Origin of the sequence: Agromyces terreus (assembly GCF_009749465.1) — a bacterium.
In the GTDB taxonomy this organism is placed as follows: domain Bacteria; phylum Actinomycetota; class Actinomycetes; order Actinomycetales; family Microbacteriaceae; genus Agromyces; species Agromyces terreus.
This window is the reverse complement of sequence record NZ_WBIS01000013.1, coordinates 39,552-54,250: the sequence shown is the minus strand read 5'-3', so window position 1 is coordinate 54,250 and position 14,699 is coordinate 39,552. Positions and strand designations below refer to the sequence as shown.

The window sequence follows — 14,699 nt, the reverse complement described above, 5'->3', positions numbered from 1 at the left end:
GCCCGCGACCGCGGGCGCGTCGGGTCGCGCGCCGAGGCCGACGCCGACGCTCATGCGGCTGCAGGCGTCGGCCGGCAACGCGGCCGTCACGGCCCTGCTGCGGACGGGGAGTCGACCGAAACCCTCGCCGACGGATGCGCCGGGACCGGCCATCGCTCAGGCGACGGCGTCGGCTGCCCGCGGGCCGGCCGTCGCCGCTTCGGCCACCCGCGTGCCGGCCGCCGCCGGGTCCGTCGCGTTCATGTCGGGAGCCGTCGACACGACCACCGCTCCAGTCTCCGCTCCAGCTCCGGCCGAGCTCGAACGCGCGGTGCAGCGCCTCGTGCGCGGCGGCCCCGTGCCCCCGCCACCCGTGCCCCCGCCGCCGCCCGCCCCGCACGCGCACCCCGGCCTGCGGCTCGCGAAACGCTCCATCGCGCTGAACGCCGCGGCCGCGGCGAGGCATCCGTCGCCCGCCTCGAAGGCGCAGGAGGCTCAGCAGGCCGCGCAGCCCCCCGCAGGCGACCGCGACGCGCAGGCCAAGGCCGCGAAGGCCGACGCGCTCGGCGCCGTGCCCGCCGGAGGGTTCGACAAGGCCGCGTTCGTCGCGGCGGTGAAGGCCGCGATCGACAAGCAGACCCCGAAGACGCTCGAGGACGCCGACGAGTTCGGGAAGTCCGGCAAGGCCGACCAGGTCGGCGCCGAGGTGCGCGGCATCGCCGGCCGCAACGCGCAGGCCGCCGCCCGGCCGATGAACGAGGCATCCGCCCGCCCGCCCGACCCTTCGCGCGCCGTCGAGAAGGACGTCACCCCGCTGCCGGCCCAGGGCCCGCCCGGTCCGCTGAAGATCGACGCCGCCCAGGCCGCGCCGTCACGGGCGCCACCGGAGCAGACCGACCTCCGCAATGGCCCCGCCGAGACCGACCGGGCGATGTCCGACGCCGGGGTCACCGAAGATCAGCTCCGCCGCTCGAACGAGCCGGAGTTCACGGGCGCGCTCACCGCCAAGGCCGAGGCCGAACAGCACTCGGCGACCGCGCCCGCGCAACTGCGGGCCCAAGAGGGGGCGCAACTCGCGCAGGCGACGCAGGCTGCCGCGGGCGCCGGCACCGCGACATCCGCCGGGCTCATGGGCGTGGGCGCCGCGAACCGCAACGGCGTCGCGCGCGGCCAGCAGACGGCCCGCACCAAGGACGAACAGGAACGCGCCGCCGTCACCGCGAACGTGACGCGGCTCTTCGACGAGACCAAGACCGCGGTCGACGGCATCCTGAACGGCATCGACGCGAAGGTCGACGAGGCGTTCAAGGACGGCGAGGGCGCCGCGAAGAAGGCCTTCACCGAGCAGCACACGCGCGAGATGAAGGCGTTCCGCGACAAGCGCTACTCGTACGACACCGTCGGCGCCATGCGCTGGGCCGCCGACCTGCTGCTCGGCCCCGAACCCGAGGTCGACGAGATCTTCCGCCGCGCCCGCGCCACCTACGAGCGCGAGATGACGAAGGCCATCGACCGCATCGCCGACCTCGTCGGCGGCGAACTGAACGCCGCGAAGGTCAAGGTCGCCGAAGGCCGAGCGAGGATCGCCGCCTACACCCAGAGCCTCAACCCCTCGCTGCGCAAGGTCGGGGCGGATGCCGCGAAGGAGGTCGGCGGCCGGTTCGACGAGCTCGAGGCATCCGTCGACGAGAAGGGCCAGGCGCTCGCCGAGGACCTCGCGACGAAGTACGTCGAGGCGCGGAACGTCGTCGACGACGAGATCAAGGCCATGCAGGAGGCCAACAAGGGGCTCGTCGACAAGGCCAAGGACGCCGTCGTCGGCGCCGTCGAGACCATCCTGAAGCTCAAGACCATGCTGCTCGGCGCGCTCGCCCGCGCCGCCGGAGCCGTCGAGAAGATCATCAAGGACCCCATCGCGTTCCTCGGCAACCTCGTGAACGCGGTCAAGAGCGGCATCATGGCGTTCGGCGCGAACATCGCGACCCACCTGAAGAACGGCCTCCAGACGTGGCTGTTCGGCGCGCTGTCGGCCGCCGGCATCGACCTGCCCGCCAAGTTCGACCTGCAGGGCGTGCTCAAGCTCGTGCTCTCCATCCTCGGGCTCACGTGGGCGAACGTGCGCGCCCGCATCGCCGCGAAGCTGCCGCCCGGCGCAATCGAACTCGTCGAGCAGGGATTCGACGTCGTGAAGCTCATCATCAAGGAAGGGCTCGGCGGGATCTGGCGCATCATCCTCGAGAAGGTCGGGGACATCAAGGACATGATCATGGGCCAGGTCAAGGAGATGGTCGCCGTCGAGATCATCAAGGCCGGCATCGTCTGGCTCGTCTCCATGCTGAACCCGGCCTCGGCCTTCGTGAAGGCCTGCAAGATGATCTACGACGTCGTCATGTTCTTCGTCGAGAAGGCCGAGCAGATCAAGGCCTTCGTCGACTCGATCCTCGACTCGGTCGAATCGATCGCCTCGGGCGGGGTCGGCGCCGTCGCCGGGTACATCGAGAACACGCTCGGACGCATGGTTCCCGTGATCATCGGTTTCATGGCCTCCCTCCTCGGCCTCGGCGGCATCAGCGGCAAGATCAAGAAGATCATCGAGGCCGTGCAGAAACCCGTGAACAAGGTCATCGACTGGGTCGTCGGCAAAGCCGTCGCCTTCGGCAAGAAGGCCATCTCGCTCGGCAAGCGCGCGCTCGCGAAGGTCAAGGCGAAAGGCAAGGAGGCCTGGGGCAAGCTCAAGAAGAAGATCGGGATCAAGGAGAAGACGCCCGAGGAGAAGGAACGCGCCGGCGCTGCCGCGGGCGTTGCGGCGATCAACCGCTTCGCCGGGAAACGCGTCGGACAGCACATTCTGAAGCCGGCGCTCGGGTTGGCGCGGATCCGCAACGGCCTCGCCGTGCTCGAGGCCGTGCCGGGGGAGAAGCACTGGATGGTGCGGGCGTCGGTGCAGCGCGAGCAGACCGCCGAGAGCAACGTGGACAGTTCGGCCGGTGACGAGGCGAAGGATGGGCCGGTATCGATCAAGGTCGAGAACTCGAGCAGCGCGCCACCGCCGTACATCGGCCCGGAACGTCAGCTCGGGCCGGGGAAGCCGACGACGTTCACGCTCGCGCAGATCCTCAAGATGCCGCCCTCGCAGGAGAAGTACAAGGCGGCGGAGACCTTCATCGCCGAAACCTACCAGGGCACCCCGCAGGTGCACTCGCCCGTGCCGCAGGCGCCGACGAGCAACTTCGCCGTCGAAGGCACCGGAGGTCGGCACACCGACACGGTCGCCGCTGGCGGAGTGGGCCAGACGCTCGGCATCGAGGTGAAGACGTACATGCGCTGGCGGACCGTCAATGGAGTGGCCGTCGCCGGTTCCGTCCCCCTGAGCGACGAGATCATCGAGCAGGTCAACAAGGATGTGCACCTGCGCAAGCTCAACCCCGGATACGACCCGCGATGGATCTTCCTGGAAGCACCGCCGCATCCGAAGCTCGCGAACTACCTGAGCAACGCGGGCATCGTCTCCATCGTCTTCGCCAAGCCGGTCAAGGGCAACGCGCCGTAAACCACGCCTGCCCGATCGCGCACGCCTCGCTACCCGCACGCACGTCCCGGCGGACAGGGCCGCGCCGCGGCATCCGGTCGATGCTGAACCCGAGCATGCGAACCGCTGCGAACCGCGAAGGAGCATCCGATGCCCACCTATCTCTCTCCAGGCGTGTACGTGCAGGAGATCGAGGCTGCGACGAGGCCCATCGAGGGCGTCGGCACCGCGGTCGCGGCCTTCGTCGGCATGGCGCCGAAAGGCCCCGAGAACGCCCCGACGCTCGTGTCGAACTGGACCCAGTTCGTCGACACGTTCGGCGGGCTGTATCCGGGCGCGTACCTCGCCTACGCCGTGTACGGCTATTTCCTGAACGGCGGCGGCAACTGCTACGTCGTCCGCATCGGCACGGCCTCGGCCGGCGGTGGCGGCGGCGGAGGGGGCAAGGGCGCGAGCAAGCGCGGCGAGCCCAAGCAGCTCGCCGCGACCGGCCCGGCGACCGCCGCGGTCGGCAACTACGTCTTCACCGCCAAGAACGCGTCGCCGAACGCGAAGCCGATCTCGGTCGAGGTCGCCGAACCCGGCGGCGAGGATCCCGAGGAGGGGGCGTTCAAGGTCGTCATCACCGTCGACGGACGCGCGCCCGAGACGTACGAGCAGGTGTCGCCGAAGCCCGACAGCGCGGCCTACGTCGTGACGAAGATCACCGCCGACTCGAAGCTCGTCACGGTCGAGGAGCTCGACCCCGCGTCCGCGGGCGTCACGCCCCGGCCAGGCACCTTCGACCTCGCCGTGCCGGAGCCCGAGGAGCAGCCGATCGTGCTCGACGGCATCTCGGCCGCGAACTACATCGGCAGCCCCGCCGACCGCACCGGCTTCGGCGGCCTCGAGGAGGTCGAGGAGATCACGATGGTCGCCGTGCCCGACCTCATGGCCGCATACGAGCAGGGCGTCGTCACGCTCGAGGTCGTGAAGTCCGTGCAGCTCGCGGTCATCGCGCACTGCGAGCTCATGGGCGACCGCATGGCGATCCTCGACGCGCCGCCGAACCTCTCGGCGCAGGAGGTGCGCGAGTGGCGCCGCACGGGCGCCGGGTACGACTCGAAGTTCGCCACCCTCTACTACCCCTGGATCAAGGTGCTCGACCCCGTCACCTCGACGAACCGGTTCATGCCGCCGTCGGGTCACATGGCCGGGGTCTGGGCTCGCAACGACGCCGAGCGCGGGGTGCACAAGGCGCCGGCGAACGAGGTCGTGCGCGGCGCGGTCGAGTTGCAGACGCAGCTGACCCGCACCGAGCAGGAGTTGCTGAACCCGATCGGCATCAACGCCATTCGGGCGTTCCCGGGCCGGGGCATCCGCGTCTGGGGTGCACGCACCCTCTCGAGCGACGCCGCGTGGCGGTACGTCAACATCCGGCGCCTCTTCAACTACCTCGAGAAGTCGATCCTCGGGGCGACCCAGTTCGCGGTGTTCGAGCCGAACGACGAGGCCCTGTGGGGCAAGCTGCGGCGCTCGATCTCGGCGTTCCTCGTGAACGAGTGGCGCAAGGGCGCTTTGTTCGGCGCGACCGCCGACCAGGCCTTCTTCGTCAAGTGCGACGACGAGACCAACCCCGCCGAGGTCATCGACGCAGGCCAGGTCGTCTGCCAGATCGGCGTCGCCCCCGTGAAGCCCGCGGAGTTCGTGATCTTCGAGCTCTCGCAGTTCTCGGGCGGCACGAGCCTCGTGAACGAATGACCCGCGAACACCCAGCGAACACGAACAGGAGCACATCATGCCACTCGCAGATGCGATGGACTCATCGCCGGCATACGCCTTCAAGGTCACGATCGACGGCATCGAGGTGCCGAAGGTGACCGAGGTGTCGGGTCTGAAGAGCGAGGTCGACAAGATCGAGCTGAAGCAGCAGCTCGCCGACGGCAAGTACGTCGTGCGGCAGGTGATGGGTCGCCCGAAGGCGGGCGAGTTCTCGGTCACCCGCGGGCTCACGGACTCGAAGACGATCTCGGACTGGTTGACCACCGTCATGACGGGTGACGTCAAGGGCGCCCGCAAGACCGCCTCGGTCGAGCTGCTCGACTATCAGGGAGCCTCCCTCAAGAAGTACGAGTTCACGAACTGCTGGGTGCGCAGCATCGAGGTCAACTCGCTCAAGGCCGGCGCGACCGAGCAGGCCACCGAGAAGTTCACGGTCTGCTTCGACGAGCAGAAGGTGGTGTGACATGCAGCGCGTCATCGCGACGCGTCCGACCAGTGAGGGGGCGGATGTCGCGGACGCGCCCTCCTCGGACGACGGGGTGATGCGCACCGAGTTCGCCTTCGAGCTGCCGCGGGGCTACGTCGGGCAGGACGGCACCGTGCACCGGCGCGGCGTCATGCGCCTCGCGACGGCGCGTGACGAACTGCTCCCGCTCTACGACGCTCGCGTGCAGGAGAATCCGGCGTACACGACCGTGGTGCTGCTGGGGCGCGTGATCACCTCGCTGGGCTCGCTCGGCTCGATCGACTCGTCGGTCGTCGAGAACATGTTCGCCTCGGATGTCGCGTTCCTGCAGGACTTCTACCGTCGGGTGAATGCCGAGGGCCACACCCGCATCGCGGTCACGTGTCCGGAGTGCTCGCATCGCTTCACGGCCGACCTCGCCGGTGGCCGCCTGGGGGAATCATGACGTACTCGGCCGACCGCATCCATGAGGAGGTCGCGTACGTCGCCTATCACTTCCACTGGTCGCTCGACGACATCCTCGACATGGAGCACGCGGTGCGACTGCGCTACGTGCGCGAGATCGCGGCGATCAACACCAGGCTCACCGAGGAGCGGTGATGCGTTGGCCGTGGCAGCGCGTCGCGGCCGACGGGGGCGGCGACGGGGGTCCTGAATCCGGCATCCGGCGTGCGTCGGCTGCCGCGGGGTCGGATGTCTCGGGTGCGGATGCCTCGCGCATCGCGCCGGCCGGCTGGGCGTTCCTCCCTCCGCTGCAACGGCAGATCTCGGACGCCCCGCCGGCAGTGCTGCGTTCCGGTTGGATCGAGCGGCTGCCGACGCGCACCGTGCCGAGCCGGGTCGCGGAACTCACGCACCTCGTCGATGATGCGGCACCCTCCGGCACGGTCGCGACGGCATCTGCCGTGCTCGGGGCTCCGGTGCAGCGCGCGGCGGCGGCGGATCTCACGTTGCGTCCGCCGCAGACCGCCGCCGAGCTCGCACGGGACGCCACCCGGAGCCGGGTCTCGCAGGCGCCGGTGCAGCGCGAGGTCGAGCCCGACGTCGTGGAGGCCGCCGGACGAGCGGATGCGACGCCGCCCGCGAGCCCGGCCGACGCGGCGGCCGACGCGGCCGACGCGGCCGACGTGATGGGCGTATCGTCCCCGTCGTCTGCTGCATCGGGTCCTTCGATGCCGATGCCGGTCGCGCCTGTGCAGCGTGCGACGGCCGATCCGAGTGCCGACGAGCATTCGACCTCCACCGACCCGCCCGCGGACCCACTTGCGGCCGAAGCGCCGCCGTCCGGGCATCCGGCTCCGGCCTTCGTCGACGATGCCCTCGCGCCGACGATCGCGGGATCGCCGCCCATCGCCGACCCCGCCCGTCTCGGGCTCGCCGCGCCGATGCCGGGTGCGCCCGCCGTGCAGCGCATGGCCGCCGCACCCGACGTGCGCCTGCAGCGTCTGGGACTCGGCGCGCCGCTGCCGCCGGGAGCCAAGGCGGAACCGCGGCCATCACGCACCGACCCCGCGCCGAACCACGGAGGTGCGGACTCCGGGGCCGGCGGATGGACCGGCGCCACGGACCCCGCCCCATCCGCCGGCGACCTCGGATCCACCGGCGATCTCTCCGCCGGCCTTTCCGCCGGCCTTTCCGCCGGCGGCGCGCCCGACAGTGGTGCTCCCGACGGCATCCCAGCCTCGTCGAACGCTCCGGAATCGGTGAGCGATCTCGGAGACTCTGCCACTGATGCCACCCTGGCATCAGTGGCAGAGTCTCCGGACCTGGACGCCGCGTCGGGCCCGGCGTCGGGGCAGGATGGGTCGTCGGGTCCGGGTTCGGGGTCGTCGCCGGGGTCGGCGGAGGCGTCCGCGGCGGCGTCCGAGATGGCGCCGGGGTCGGCATCCGCGGGGTGGTCGGCTGACGGTCAGGACTCGGGGTCATCGGGCGGACTGCTCGGGAGCGCGGTCGAGGCATCGGGCGACGCCGCGCCCGACCCTGCGACGCCGGGGGAGTGGGCCGCTCCGATCGACCTCGCACTCCAGCGGTCCACCGCGAGCGAGGCCGGCTTCGGCGCCTCCGTCGGGTTCGGCGGTTCGGCCGATGGGGCCGTCGACGCGACCTTCGCCGCATCGGGAGACGCCGGCGCGTCAGCCGGGGCCGACGCATCCGGTGGGGCCGACGCATCCGGTGGGGCCGACGCATCCGGTGGGGCCGACGCATCCGGTGCGGCCGGCGCATCCGGTGCCGTTGATGGGGCAGCATCGGGCGCGGCTGACGCGTCGGGAGCGGGCGCGGAAACGGGGGCGCTCGCGTGGCCTGCGGCTCGCTCGACGGCCCCGGCGCGAGATGTTCCGTTGATCGCGCAGCGCGCGCTCGAGACCTCGCTCGAACCGATGGCGCCTCCGATCGGGCCCGCGCGGGCCCACGCCGTGCGCGCGACCGCGGTGGTCGTCCAACCCGAGCGCGACGGAAGCGGGTCGGCGGCGCAGTCGAACCCGGGGGCGTCCGGCCCCCGCGACGGAGCAGACGGAGCTGTCGGACCACTCGGAGCAGTCGGAGGAGCCCGCGACCCACGCATCGGGTCGGCTTCGGCGACGACCGGCCCCGCGGTGCAGCGCGAGGCGCGCGCCACGGCATCGCAGCGCGCCGCGGCAGCGCAGCGCGCGAGCGTGCACCGGAGCGCGACCGTGCAACGCCAGGGCGGGGCACGTGTCGCCGGCGCGGCGCCGACCCCGATCGGGTCATCGCCCTCCTCAGTAGGAGCGGGTCTGCCGGCCCTGCAGCGCGTCGGCGAGGATGAGGTCGCGCCGGCGACCGGTCCGCTCGCGTGGTTCCGACGGTGGTTCGGCGGGGGCGAGCCGAAGCCGCCGACCCCCGAACAGGCCGGGGAGGCGCTCGCCGAGGTCGCCGGCGAGGACCCGGCCTCGGCAGTGCAGGGCGCCGCACAGGCCGCCGAGCACGCCGGCGGGAACGCGGCGCAGTCCGCCGAGCAGACCGCGCTCGGCGCATTCGGCGGCGCGTCCGGGCTCCCGCTGCCCCTGGCCGGGGCCCAGGGACTCCCCGACCGGGCGCAGGCGGCGATGCAGGGAGCCGCCTCGCAGGGCGCCGCATCACCCGCGACGATCGCGGCACCCGTGCCGCAGCCGGCGCCGCAGCTTCCGGTCGCGAGCCCCATGCGCTCCGTGCAGGAGGCCATGCAGGCGACGATGCAGGGAGCAGGCCTCGGCCAGGGGCTCGACGCCGGACTCGGCATGCTCGCCGCCGGCGGGGCCGGGGCGGTCGCGGGCGGGATCGGCGCGTCCGCGGCATCCGCCCTCGAACGCGGCTCGTCATTCGCGGGAGGCGCGGGCGACCCCGGCGACCCCGGCGGCCCGGCGGGTGCAGACCTCGCAGCTCAGGCAGGCCACGGCGGCACCGCGGGCGGGATCGCCGTCGACACCTCGCCCGCAGGGATCGAGACGCTCGCCGCCCGCCTGTACGGCCCGCTCGCGCGCCGCCTCAAGGCCGAGTTGCTGCTCGATCGGGAACGCCGCGGCGTGCGGATCGACGGAATCTGAAGGGGGAGGCGACATGATCGAGGACACCCGCATCGCCATCGGCGTCAGCTACGTCGTGAAGATCGACGGCGAATCGCTCGGCGAGTTCTCGAGCTGCGAGGGGCTCGGCGTCGAGGTCGTGCTCGAGTCCCGCGAAGAGGGCGGCAACAACAGCTTCGTCTGGCAGCTGCCCACCCGCCTCAAGTTCTCGAACGTGAAACTCTCGCGGCCCGTCGGCAAGGGAACGACCGGGCCCATCCTCGCCTGGATCGCGAAGGCGCCCGCGCTGAAGCCGAGTTCCGCCGAGATCCAGGCGCAGAACTCGTTCGGCGAGAAGATCGCCGCCTGGTACCTGCAGCGCGTCGTCCCCGTGCGCTGGACCGGCCCCGCGTTCACCCCCGACCAGCCGAAGGTGCTCACCGAGACCCTCGAACTCGCCCACCACGGCATCGAAGCCGACGCCTGAGAGGAGCAGCAGATGCCCGTCACCAAGACCGACTCCGCGACGGCGAGCCTCACGCACGCCGTGCTCGAACTGCTCGAGCCCGGCAAGACCCCGGGGGTGCCCGGCGGTCCGATCGGCTCCATCGAGTTCCAGATGAACCCGAAGGAGCTCACGATGGCGAAATCGGCGAGCTGGAAGACCGAGAAGCAGAAGAAGGCCTCGTCGGCGCCGCCCGCCACGTACCAGGGACCCGAGGCGCAGAAGCTCTCCGTCGAGATGTTCTTCGACGACACCCAAGTCGCGAGCGGCGACAGCGTCGTGCAGCGCGTCGAGAAGCTGTTCCAGGCGTGCGCCCCGACGAAGGACTCCAAGCGCAGCGACACCCCGTCCGCGCCGTGGGTGCGCTTCAAGTGGGGTGTGCTCTCGGGCTTCGTGGGCTACGTGAAGTCGGTGTCGGCGAAGTACACGCTCTTCTCGCCCACGGGCACCCCGTTGCGCGCGGTCTGCACGGTCGCGCTCGAGGAGATCGCCGAGGAGCCGGGCAAGCAGAACCCGACCTCCGGCGGTCTGCGGCCCCGCCGTGTGCACACGTTGCGCGAGGGCGACTCGCTCGCCGCGATCGCCTACCGCGAGTACGGCAGTGCGGCGATGTGGCGCGTGCTCGCCGAGGTGAACGGCGTCGACGACCCGATGCGGCTCGCCCCCGGGCGTTCGATCTTCCTCCCCGCCGCCGACGAGCTCGCCGGGCCCACGGCGCGTGAACTCGCCCGCAAGGAGGTGGCCCGTGCCGTCGGTTGACACCTACACGAGCCTGCTACTCGTCGCCGTCGAGGGGCGCCCCCTGCCCGCGACGGCGGCGAGCCTGCTCGTCACGGGCCGGGTCACGGATGCCGCGAACCTGCCGGACTCCTTCGAACTCGAGTTCGCCGACCCCGCCGGGACCGCGCTGACCGACGGCGGCTTCGCGATCGGCAAGAAGGTCGTGCTGTCGGTGTCCGAGAACGGGGCGCAGGGGCCTCAGCGGCTCATCGACGGCGAGGTGACCGCGATCGACCGCGAAGACGTCGCCGGCGCACTGCGCACGCGGGTGCGCGGGTTCGACCGGTCGCATCGGCTGTTCCGCGGGCGCCGCGTCGCCGCCTACCTCGACAAGACGACGGCCGACATCGTGCGCGAGGTCGCGAACCGCGCGGGCGTGCCCGTCAAGTCGATCGAGGCCGCCGGTTCGGTCTCCAAGCACGTGACGCAGGACAACGTGAGCGACTGGGTGTTCCTGAAGCGCCTCGCGGATGCCTCGGGCTGCACGTTCTCGGTCGTCGAGGGCGGCCTCGTCTTCTCGCCGCCGACCCGGGCCACGGAGGCCCCGGGCGGTGCGGTGTCCGCGCGCGACGACGCGCTCGTGCTCGAGCACGGCATGAACGTGTCGTGGCTCTCGGCGACGGTCACGGCGGCGAGCCAGGTGCCGCAGGTGGAGGTGCGCGGCTGGGATCCGGTCGCGAAGCAGGCCGTGGTCGCGAGCGCGAAGCCGACGACGCGGGTCGTGGAGCTGCCGACGCTGAAGCCCGAGTCGGTCGCTGCGACGTTCGGGTCGCCCACCTACGTCGCCGCGACCGGCGACGGGCGGCAGCGCTCGCAGGATTCGCAGGCGGGTGCCGTCGCCGAGCGCATCGCGGGCGGATTCGCCGAGATCGAGGCCCAACTGCTCGGCAACTCGAAGATGCGCTCGGGCACCGCGGTGAACCTGAAGGGCTACGGCGCGCCCTTCGACGGTCGGTACACGGTGACGGAGGCGAAGCACGAGTTCTCGGCCGAGGCCGGGTACATGACGAGCGTGGTCATCAGCAACGCATCGGACCGTTCGCTGTACGGCATCGCGAGCGGGGGCGGCGACGCCGGGGCATCCGCCGATGAGGCCGCGCGCATGCAGGGCGTCGTGTCGGCGCTCGTGAGCGACATCGACGACCCCGACGGCATGGGCCGGGTGAAGCTGACCTTCCCGTATCTCTCGGCCGACTACGTGAGCGGCTGGGCGCGCACCGTGCAGCCCGGAGCCGGTGCCAAGCGCGGATCCGTCGTGATGCCCGAGGTCGGCGACGAGGTGCTCGTCGCGTTCGAGGGCGGGCGGTTCGATCGCCCGTACGTCATCGGCGGCCTCTACAACGGCAAGGACCAGCCCGAGATGGGGTGGGGCAAGGCGGTCGTCGACGGGGCGGTCGTGCGCCGGGCCTTCACCTCGCGTTCGGGCATGGAGGTCGTGTTCACGGAGGAGTCGGGCACCGAGACGTTGACGCTGTCGACGAACAAGAAGGCGCAGCGGGTGACCCTGACGCAGTCGGGCGAGAAGGGCATCGAGATCATCTCGGAGGGGCCCGTCACGGTCACCGCCAAGAAGGACGCGACGGTCAAGGCCGACCAGGGCACGCTCTCGCTCTCGGGGTCGAGCGTGAAGGTCAAGGCGACGGGCGAGGTCTCGGTCGAGGGCGCGTCGCTCAAGCTCAAGGCCACGGGGGCGGCCGAGCTCGAGGGCGCGACGATCGCCGTCAAGGCGCAGGGCACCGCGGAGCTGTCGTCGTCGGGCGTCACGACGGTCAAGGGCAGCCTGGTCAAGATCAACTGAGAGGTGGGGCGGATGTCTCGGGAGTTCGTCGGGCACGGATGGTCGTTCCCCGTGCACGCCGATGCGACGGGTCGCATCGCGCTCACGTCGGACGAGCGCGAGATCGAGGAGAGCATCCGGCTGATCCTCGCGACCGCGCCGGGGGAGCGCCCGATGCGGCCCGAGTTCGGGTGCGCCGTGCACGACTACGTCTTCGCCCCCGCGGATGCCTCGACCGCGGGCGCGATGGGCGTCGCCGTGCGTTCGGCCCTGCGGTTCTGGGAGCCGCGCATCGAGCTCGGCCAGGTGTCGGTCTCGCTCGAGCACGCCGAGGACGGGGTGCTCTACATCGACGTCGGCTACACGATCCTCGGCACGAACGACCCGCGGAACCTCGTGTTCCCGTTCTACGTGATCCCCCAGGACGCCGATGCGCAGCAAGGAGCGCCGTCATGAACCTGCCCGCACCGAACCTCGACGACCGTCGGTTCCAGGACCTCGTCGACGACGCGAAACGGCTCGTCGCGCTGCGGTGCCCCGAGTGGAGCGACCACAACGTGTCCGACCCCGGGGTGACGCTCATCGAGGCGTTCGCCTTCATGACCGACGAACTGCTCTACCGGTTGAACCGGGTACCCGATCGGCTCTACCTCGCCTACCTCGACCTGCTCGGGGTCACGCTCTTCCCGCCCACGAACGCCTCGGCCGACCTCGTCTTCTGGTTGTCGGCTCCGCGCGACGAGACGGTCGTGGTGCCCGCGCGCACCGAGGCGGGCACGCCGCGCACCGAGACCGCGGAGTCCATCGTGTTCGCCACGGTCGACGACCTCGAGATCCCGCCGCGCGAACTCGTGCGGGTCGGCAGCCAGCCCGCCGACGGCGACCCGTGGGTGCGCGACACGAACCTGCGCGGCGAGGAGATCGACGCGTTCCAGAAGTCCCCGGTCCCCGGCGACGCGCTGCTGTTCGGGCTCGACGAACCGGCGGGCAACCTCGCGATCTCGCTCCGCATCGATTGTGCGGTGCGCGGCGTCGGCGTCGATCCGAAGGATCCGCCGATCGTGTGGGAGGCGTGGTGCGGCAAGGAGTGGGTCGCGTGCGACGTCGTGTCCGACGGCACCGGCGGCCTGAACCGCCGGGGCGACGTCGTGCTCATCGTGCCGGCCGGCCACGCGGCATCCGTCGTCTCGGGCGAGCGGGCGGGCTGGGTGCGCACCCGGCTCGTCGAACGCGAGGCCGAGGTGCCGACCTACAGCGCCTCGCCGCTCGTGCGCTCGGTCGAGGCGAAGACGGTCGGCGCGGTGACCCGGGCGATCCACGCGACCACGATCGACGACGAGGTGCTCGGGCTCAGCGAGGGCGTTCCCGGGCAGGAGTTCACGCTCGGGGTGCATCCGGTGGTCGACGACGGCGCGCCGTTCACGGTCGACGTCGGCACGGGCGCCGAATGGGAGTCGTGGACCGAGGTCGACGACTTCGCCGACCAGGACGCCGACGCCCGCGTCATCCGCGTCGATCGCACGAGGGGGGTCGTGACCTTCGCGCCCGCCGTGCGCGAGGCCGACGGCGTGCTGCGCTTCTACGGCTCGGTGCCGCCGAAGGGCGCGCCGATCCGGGTGCCCCGCTACCGGGTCGGCGGCGGCGCTCGCGGCAACGTCGCGCCGGGCGCGCTCTCGGTGCTGCGTTCGACCGTGCCGTTCGTGAACCGGGTCGTGAACCGCAGGGCGGCGCACGACGGCGTCGACGGCGAGTCCGTCGAGGAGGCGAAGGCGCGCGGCCCCCTCACGCTGCGCACCCTCGACCGGGCCGTGACCCTCGAGGACTACGAGCAGCTCGCCCGCCGGGTGGCGCCGTCGGTGGCCAGGGTGAGGGCGGTGCCCGCGACCGGCAAGGGGGAGGAGCAGGGGGTGCGCCTGCTCGTCGTGCCGTCGGCCGTGCACGCCGCCGACGGCCGCGTCGAGTTCGCGGACCTGATCCCCTCGGAGGACGTTCTGACGTTGCTCGCCGACGAGCTCGAACGGCGCCGCACCGTGGGGGCGCGGCTCGCGATCGAGCCGCCGCTGTACCAGGGCATCACGATCGTGGCGAAGCTCATCGCGAAGCCGCGGTTCGCGGTGGAACGCCTGCGCGAGGATGCCGTCGCGGCCCTCTACCGTTCGTTCGACGCCGCGCACGGCGGATCCGACGGCACCGGATGGCCGTTCGGGCGCCCCGTGCTCGCGGGCGAGGTCTACGCGGTGCTGCAGAGCCTGCCCGGCACCGAGCTCGTCGACGAGGTGCTGCTCTTCGGCGCCGATCCGGTGAGCGGCAAGCGCGGCGACCCCGTACAGCGCATCGACCTCGAGCCCGACGCCCTCGTGTTCGGCTTCGAGCACCGCGTGCGCGTCACGGCGGGGGTGTGA

Annotated in this window: 11 protein-coding genes; all 11 read left to right on the top strand. The window is 71.7% G+C overall.

What is annotated here, in order from left to right:
• The first annotated feature begins 211 nt into the window (after window positions 1-211).
• The 11 genes from GQQ92_RS15490 (at window position 212) to GQQ92_RS15440 (ending at window position 14,699) form a co-directional block, all read left to right on the top strand.
• On the top strand, window positions 212-3,529 hold the full coding sequence (locus GQQ92_RS15490) for a phage tail protein (protein WP_157000204.1): 3,318 nt from the start codon (window positions 212-214) through the stop codon (window positions 3,527-3,529).
• 129 nt (window positions 3,530-3,658) lie between these two features.
• A complete protein-coding gene (locus tag GQQ92_RS15485) occupies window positions 3,659-5,248 on the top strand; it encodes a phage tail sheath family protein (protein ID WP_157000203.1) in 1,590 nt (529 codons plus the stop codon).
• A gap of 37 nt (window positions 5,249-5,285) precedes the next feature.
• Window positions 5,286-5,732 (top strand): phage tail protein, encoded by a 447-nt coding sequence (locus GQQ92_RS15480; protein WP_157000202.1) that lies wholly within the window; start codon window positions 5,286-5,288, stop codon window positions 5,730-5,732.
• A 1-nt stretch (window position 5,733) separates the two neighbouring features.
• Window positions 5,734-6,180: a hypothetical protein gene (locus GQQ92_RS15475; protein WP_157000201.1), complete on the top strand. Its 447-nt coding sequence runs from the start codon at window positions 5,734-5,736 to the stop codon at window positions 6,178-6,180.
• On the top strand, window positions 6,177-6,335 hold the full coding sequence (locus GQQ92_RS15470) for a DUF6760 family protein (RefSeq protein ID WP_157000200.1): 159 nt from the start codon (window positions 6,177-6,179) through the stop codon (window positions 6,333-6,335). The genes GQQ92_RS15475 and GQQ92_RS15470 overlap by 4 nt, the downstream gene beginning before the upstream one ends.
• The gene (locus GQQ92_RS15465; RefSeq protein ID WP_157000199.1) at window positions 6,335-9,277 is read left to right on the top strand and encodes a hypothetical protein; all 2,943 of its coding nucleotides are present in this window, start codon (window positions 6,335-6,337) and stop codon (window positions 9,275-9,277) included. Before GQQ92_RS15470 ends, GQQ92_RS15465 begins: the two co-directional genes overlap by 1 nt.
• A 13-nt stretch (window positions 9,278-9,290) precedes the next feature.
• Window positions 9,291-9,722, top strand: a complete 432-nt coding sequence (locus GQQ92_RS15460; protein ID WP_157000198.1) for a phage tail protein — start codon at window positions 9,291-9,293, stop codon at window positions 9,720-9,722.
• A gap of 12 nt (window positions 9,723-9,734) precedes the next feature.
• Window positions 9,735-10,499: a CIS tube protein gene (locus GQQ92_RS15455; protein WP_157000197.1), complete on the top strand. Its 765-nt coding sequence runs from the start codon at window positions 9,735-9,737 to the stop codon at window positions 10,497-10,499.
• Complete coding sequence (locus GQQ92_RS15450) at window positions 10,486-12,318, top strand: VgrG-related protein (protein WP_157000196.1); 1,833 nt, start codon at window positions 10,486-10,488, stop codon at window positions 12,316-12,318. The genes GQQ92_RS15455 and GQQ92_RS15450 overlap by 14 nt, the downstream gene beginning before the upstream one ends.
• Before the next feature lie 12 nt (window positions 12,319-12,330).
• Window positions 12,331-12,753 (top strand): GPW/gp25 family protein, encoded by a 423-nt coding sequence (locus GQQ92_RS15445; protein WP_157000195.1) that lies wholly within the window; start codon window positions 12,331-12,333, stop codon window positions 12,751-12,753.
• A complete protein-coding gene (locus tag GQQ92_RS15440) occupies window positions 12,750-14,699 on the top strand; it encodes a putative baseplate assembly protein (protein ID WP_157000194.1) in 1,950 nt (649 codons plus the stop codon). The genes GQQ92_RS15445 and GQQ92_RS15440 overlap by 4 nt, the downstream gene beginning before the upstream one ends.

Excerpts from the sequence above, each read along its gene's own strand:
- GQQ92_RS15485 (WP_157000203.1), top strand. The coding sequence starts at position 3,659 with ATGCCCACCTATCTCTCTCCAGGCGTGTACGTGCAGGAGATCGAGGCT.
- GQQ92_RS15480 (WP_157000202.1), top strand. The coding sequence starts at position 5,286 with ATGCCACTCGCAGATGCGATGGACTCATCGCCGGCATACGCCTTCAAG.
- GQQ92_RS15475 (WP_157000201.1), top strand. The coding sequence starts at position 5,734 with ATGCAGCGCGTCATCGCGACGCGTCCGACCAGTGAGGGGGCGGATGTC.
- GQQ92_RS15470 (WP_157000200.1), top strand. The coding sequence starts at position 6,177 with ATGACGTACTCGGCCGACCGCATCCATGAGGAGGTCGCGTACGTCGCC.
- GQQ92_RS15465 (WP_157000199.1), top strand. The coding sequence starts at position 6,335 with ATGCGTTGGCCGTGGCAGCGCGTCGCGGCCGACGGGGGCGGCGACGGG.
- GQQ92_RS15460 (WP_157000198.1), top strand. The coding sequence starts at position 9,291 with ATGATCGAGGACACCCGCATCGCCATCGGCGTCAGCTACGTCGTGAAG.
- GQQ92_RS15455 (WP_157000197.1), top strand. The coding sequence starts at position 9,735 with ATGCCCGTCACCAAGACCGACTCCGCGACGGCGAGCCTCACGCACGCC.
- GQQ92_RS15445 (WP_157000195.1), top strand. The coding sequence starts at position 12,331 with ATGTCTCGGGAGTTCGTCGGGCACGGATGGTCGTTCCCCGTGCACGCC.
- GQQ92_RS15440 (WP_157000194.1), top strand. The coding sequence starts at position 12,750 with ATGAACCTGCCCGCACCGAACCTCGACGACCGTCGGTTCCAGGACCTC.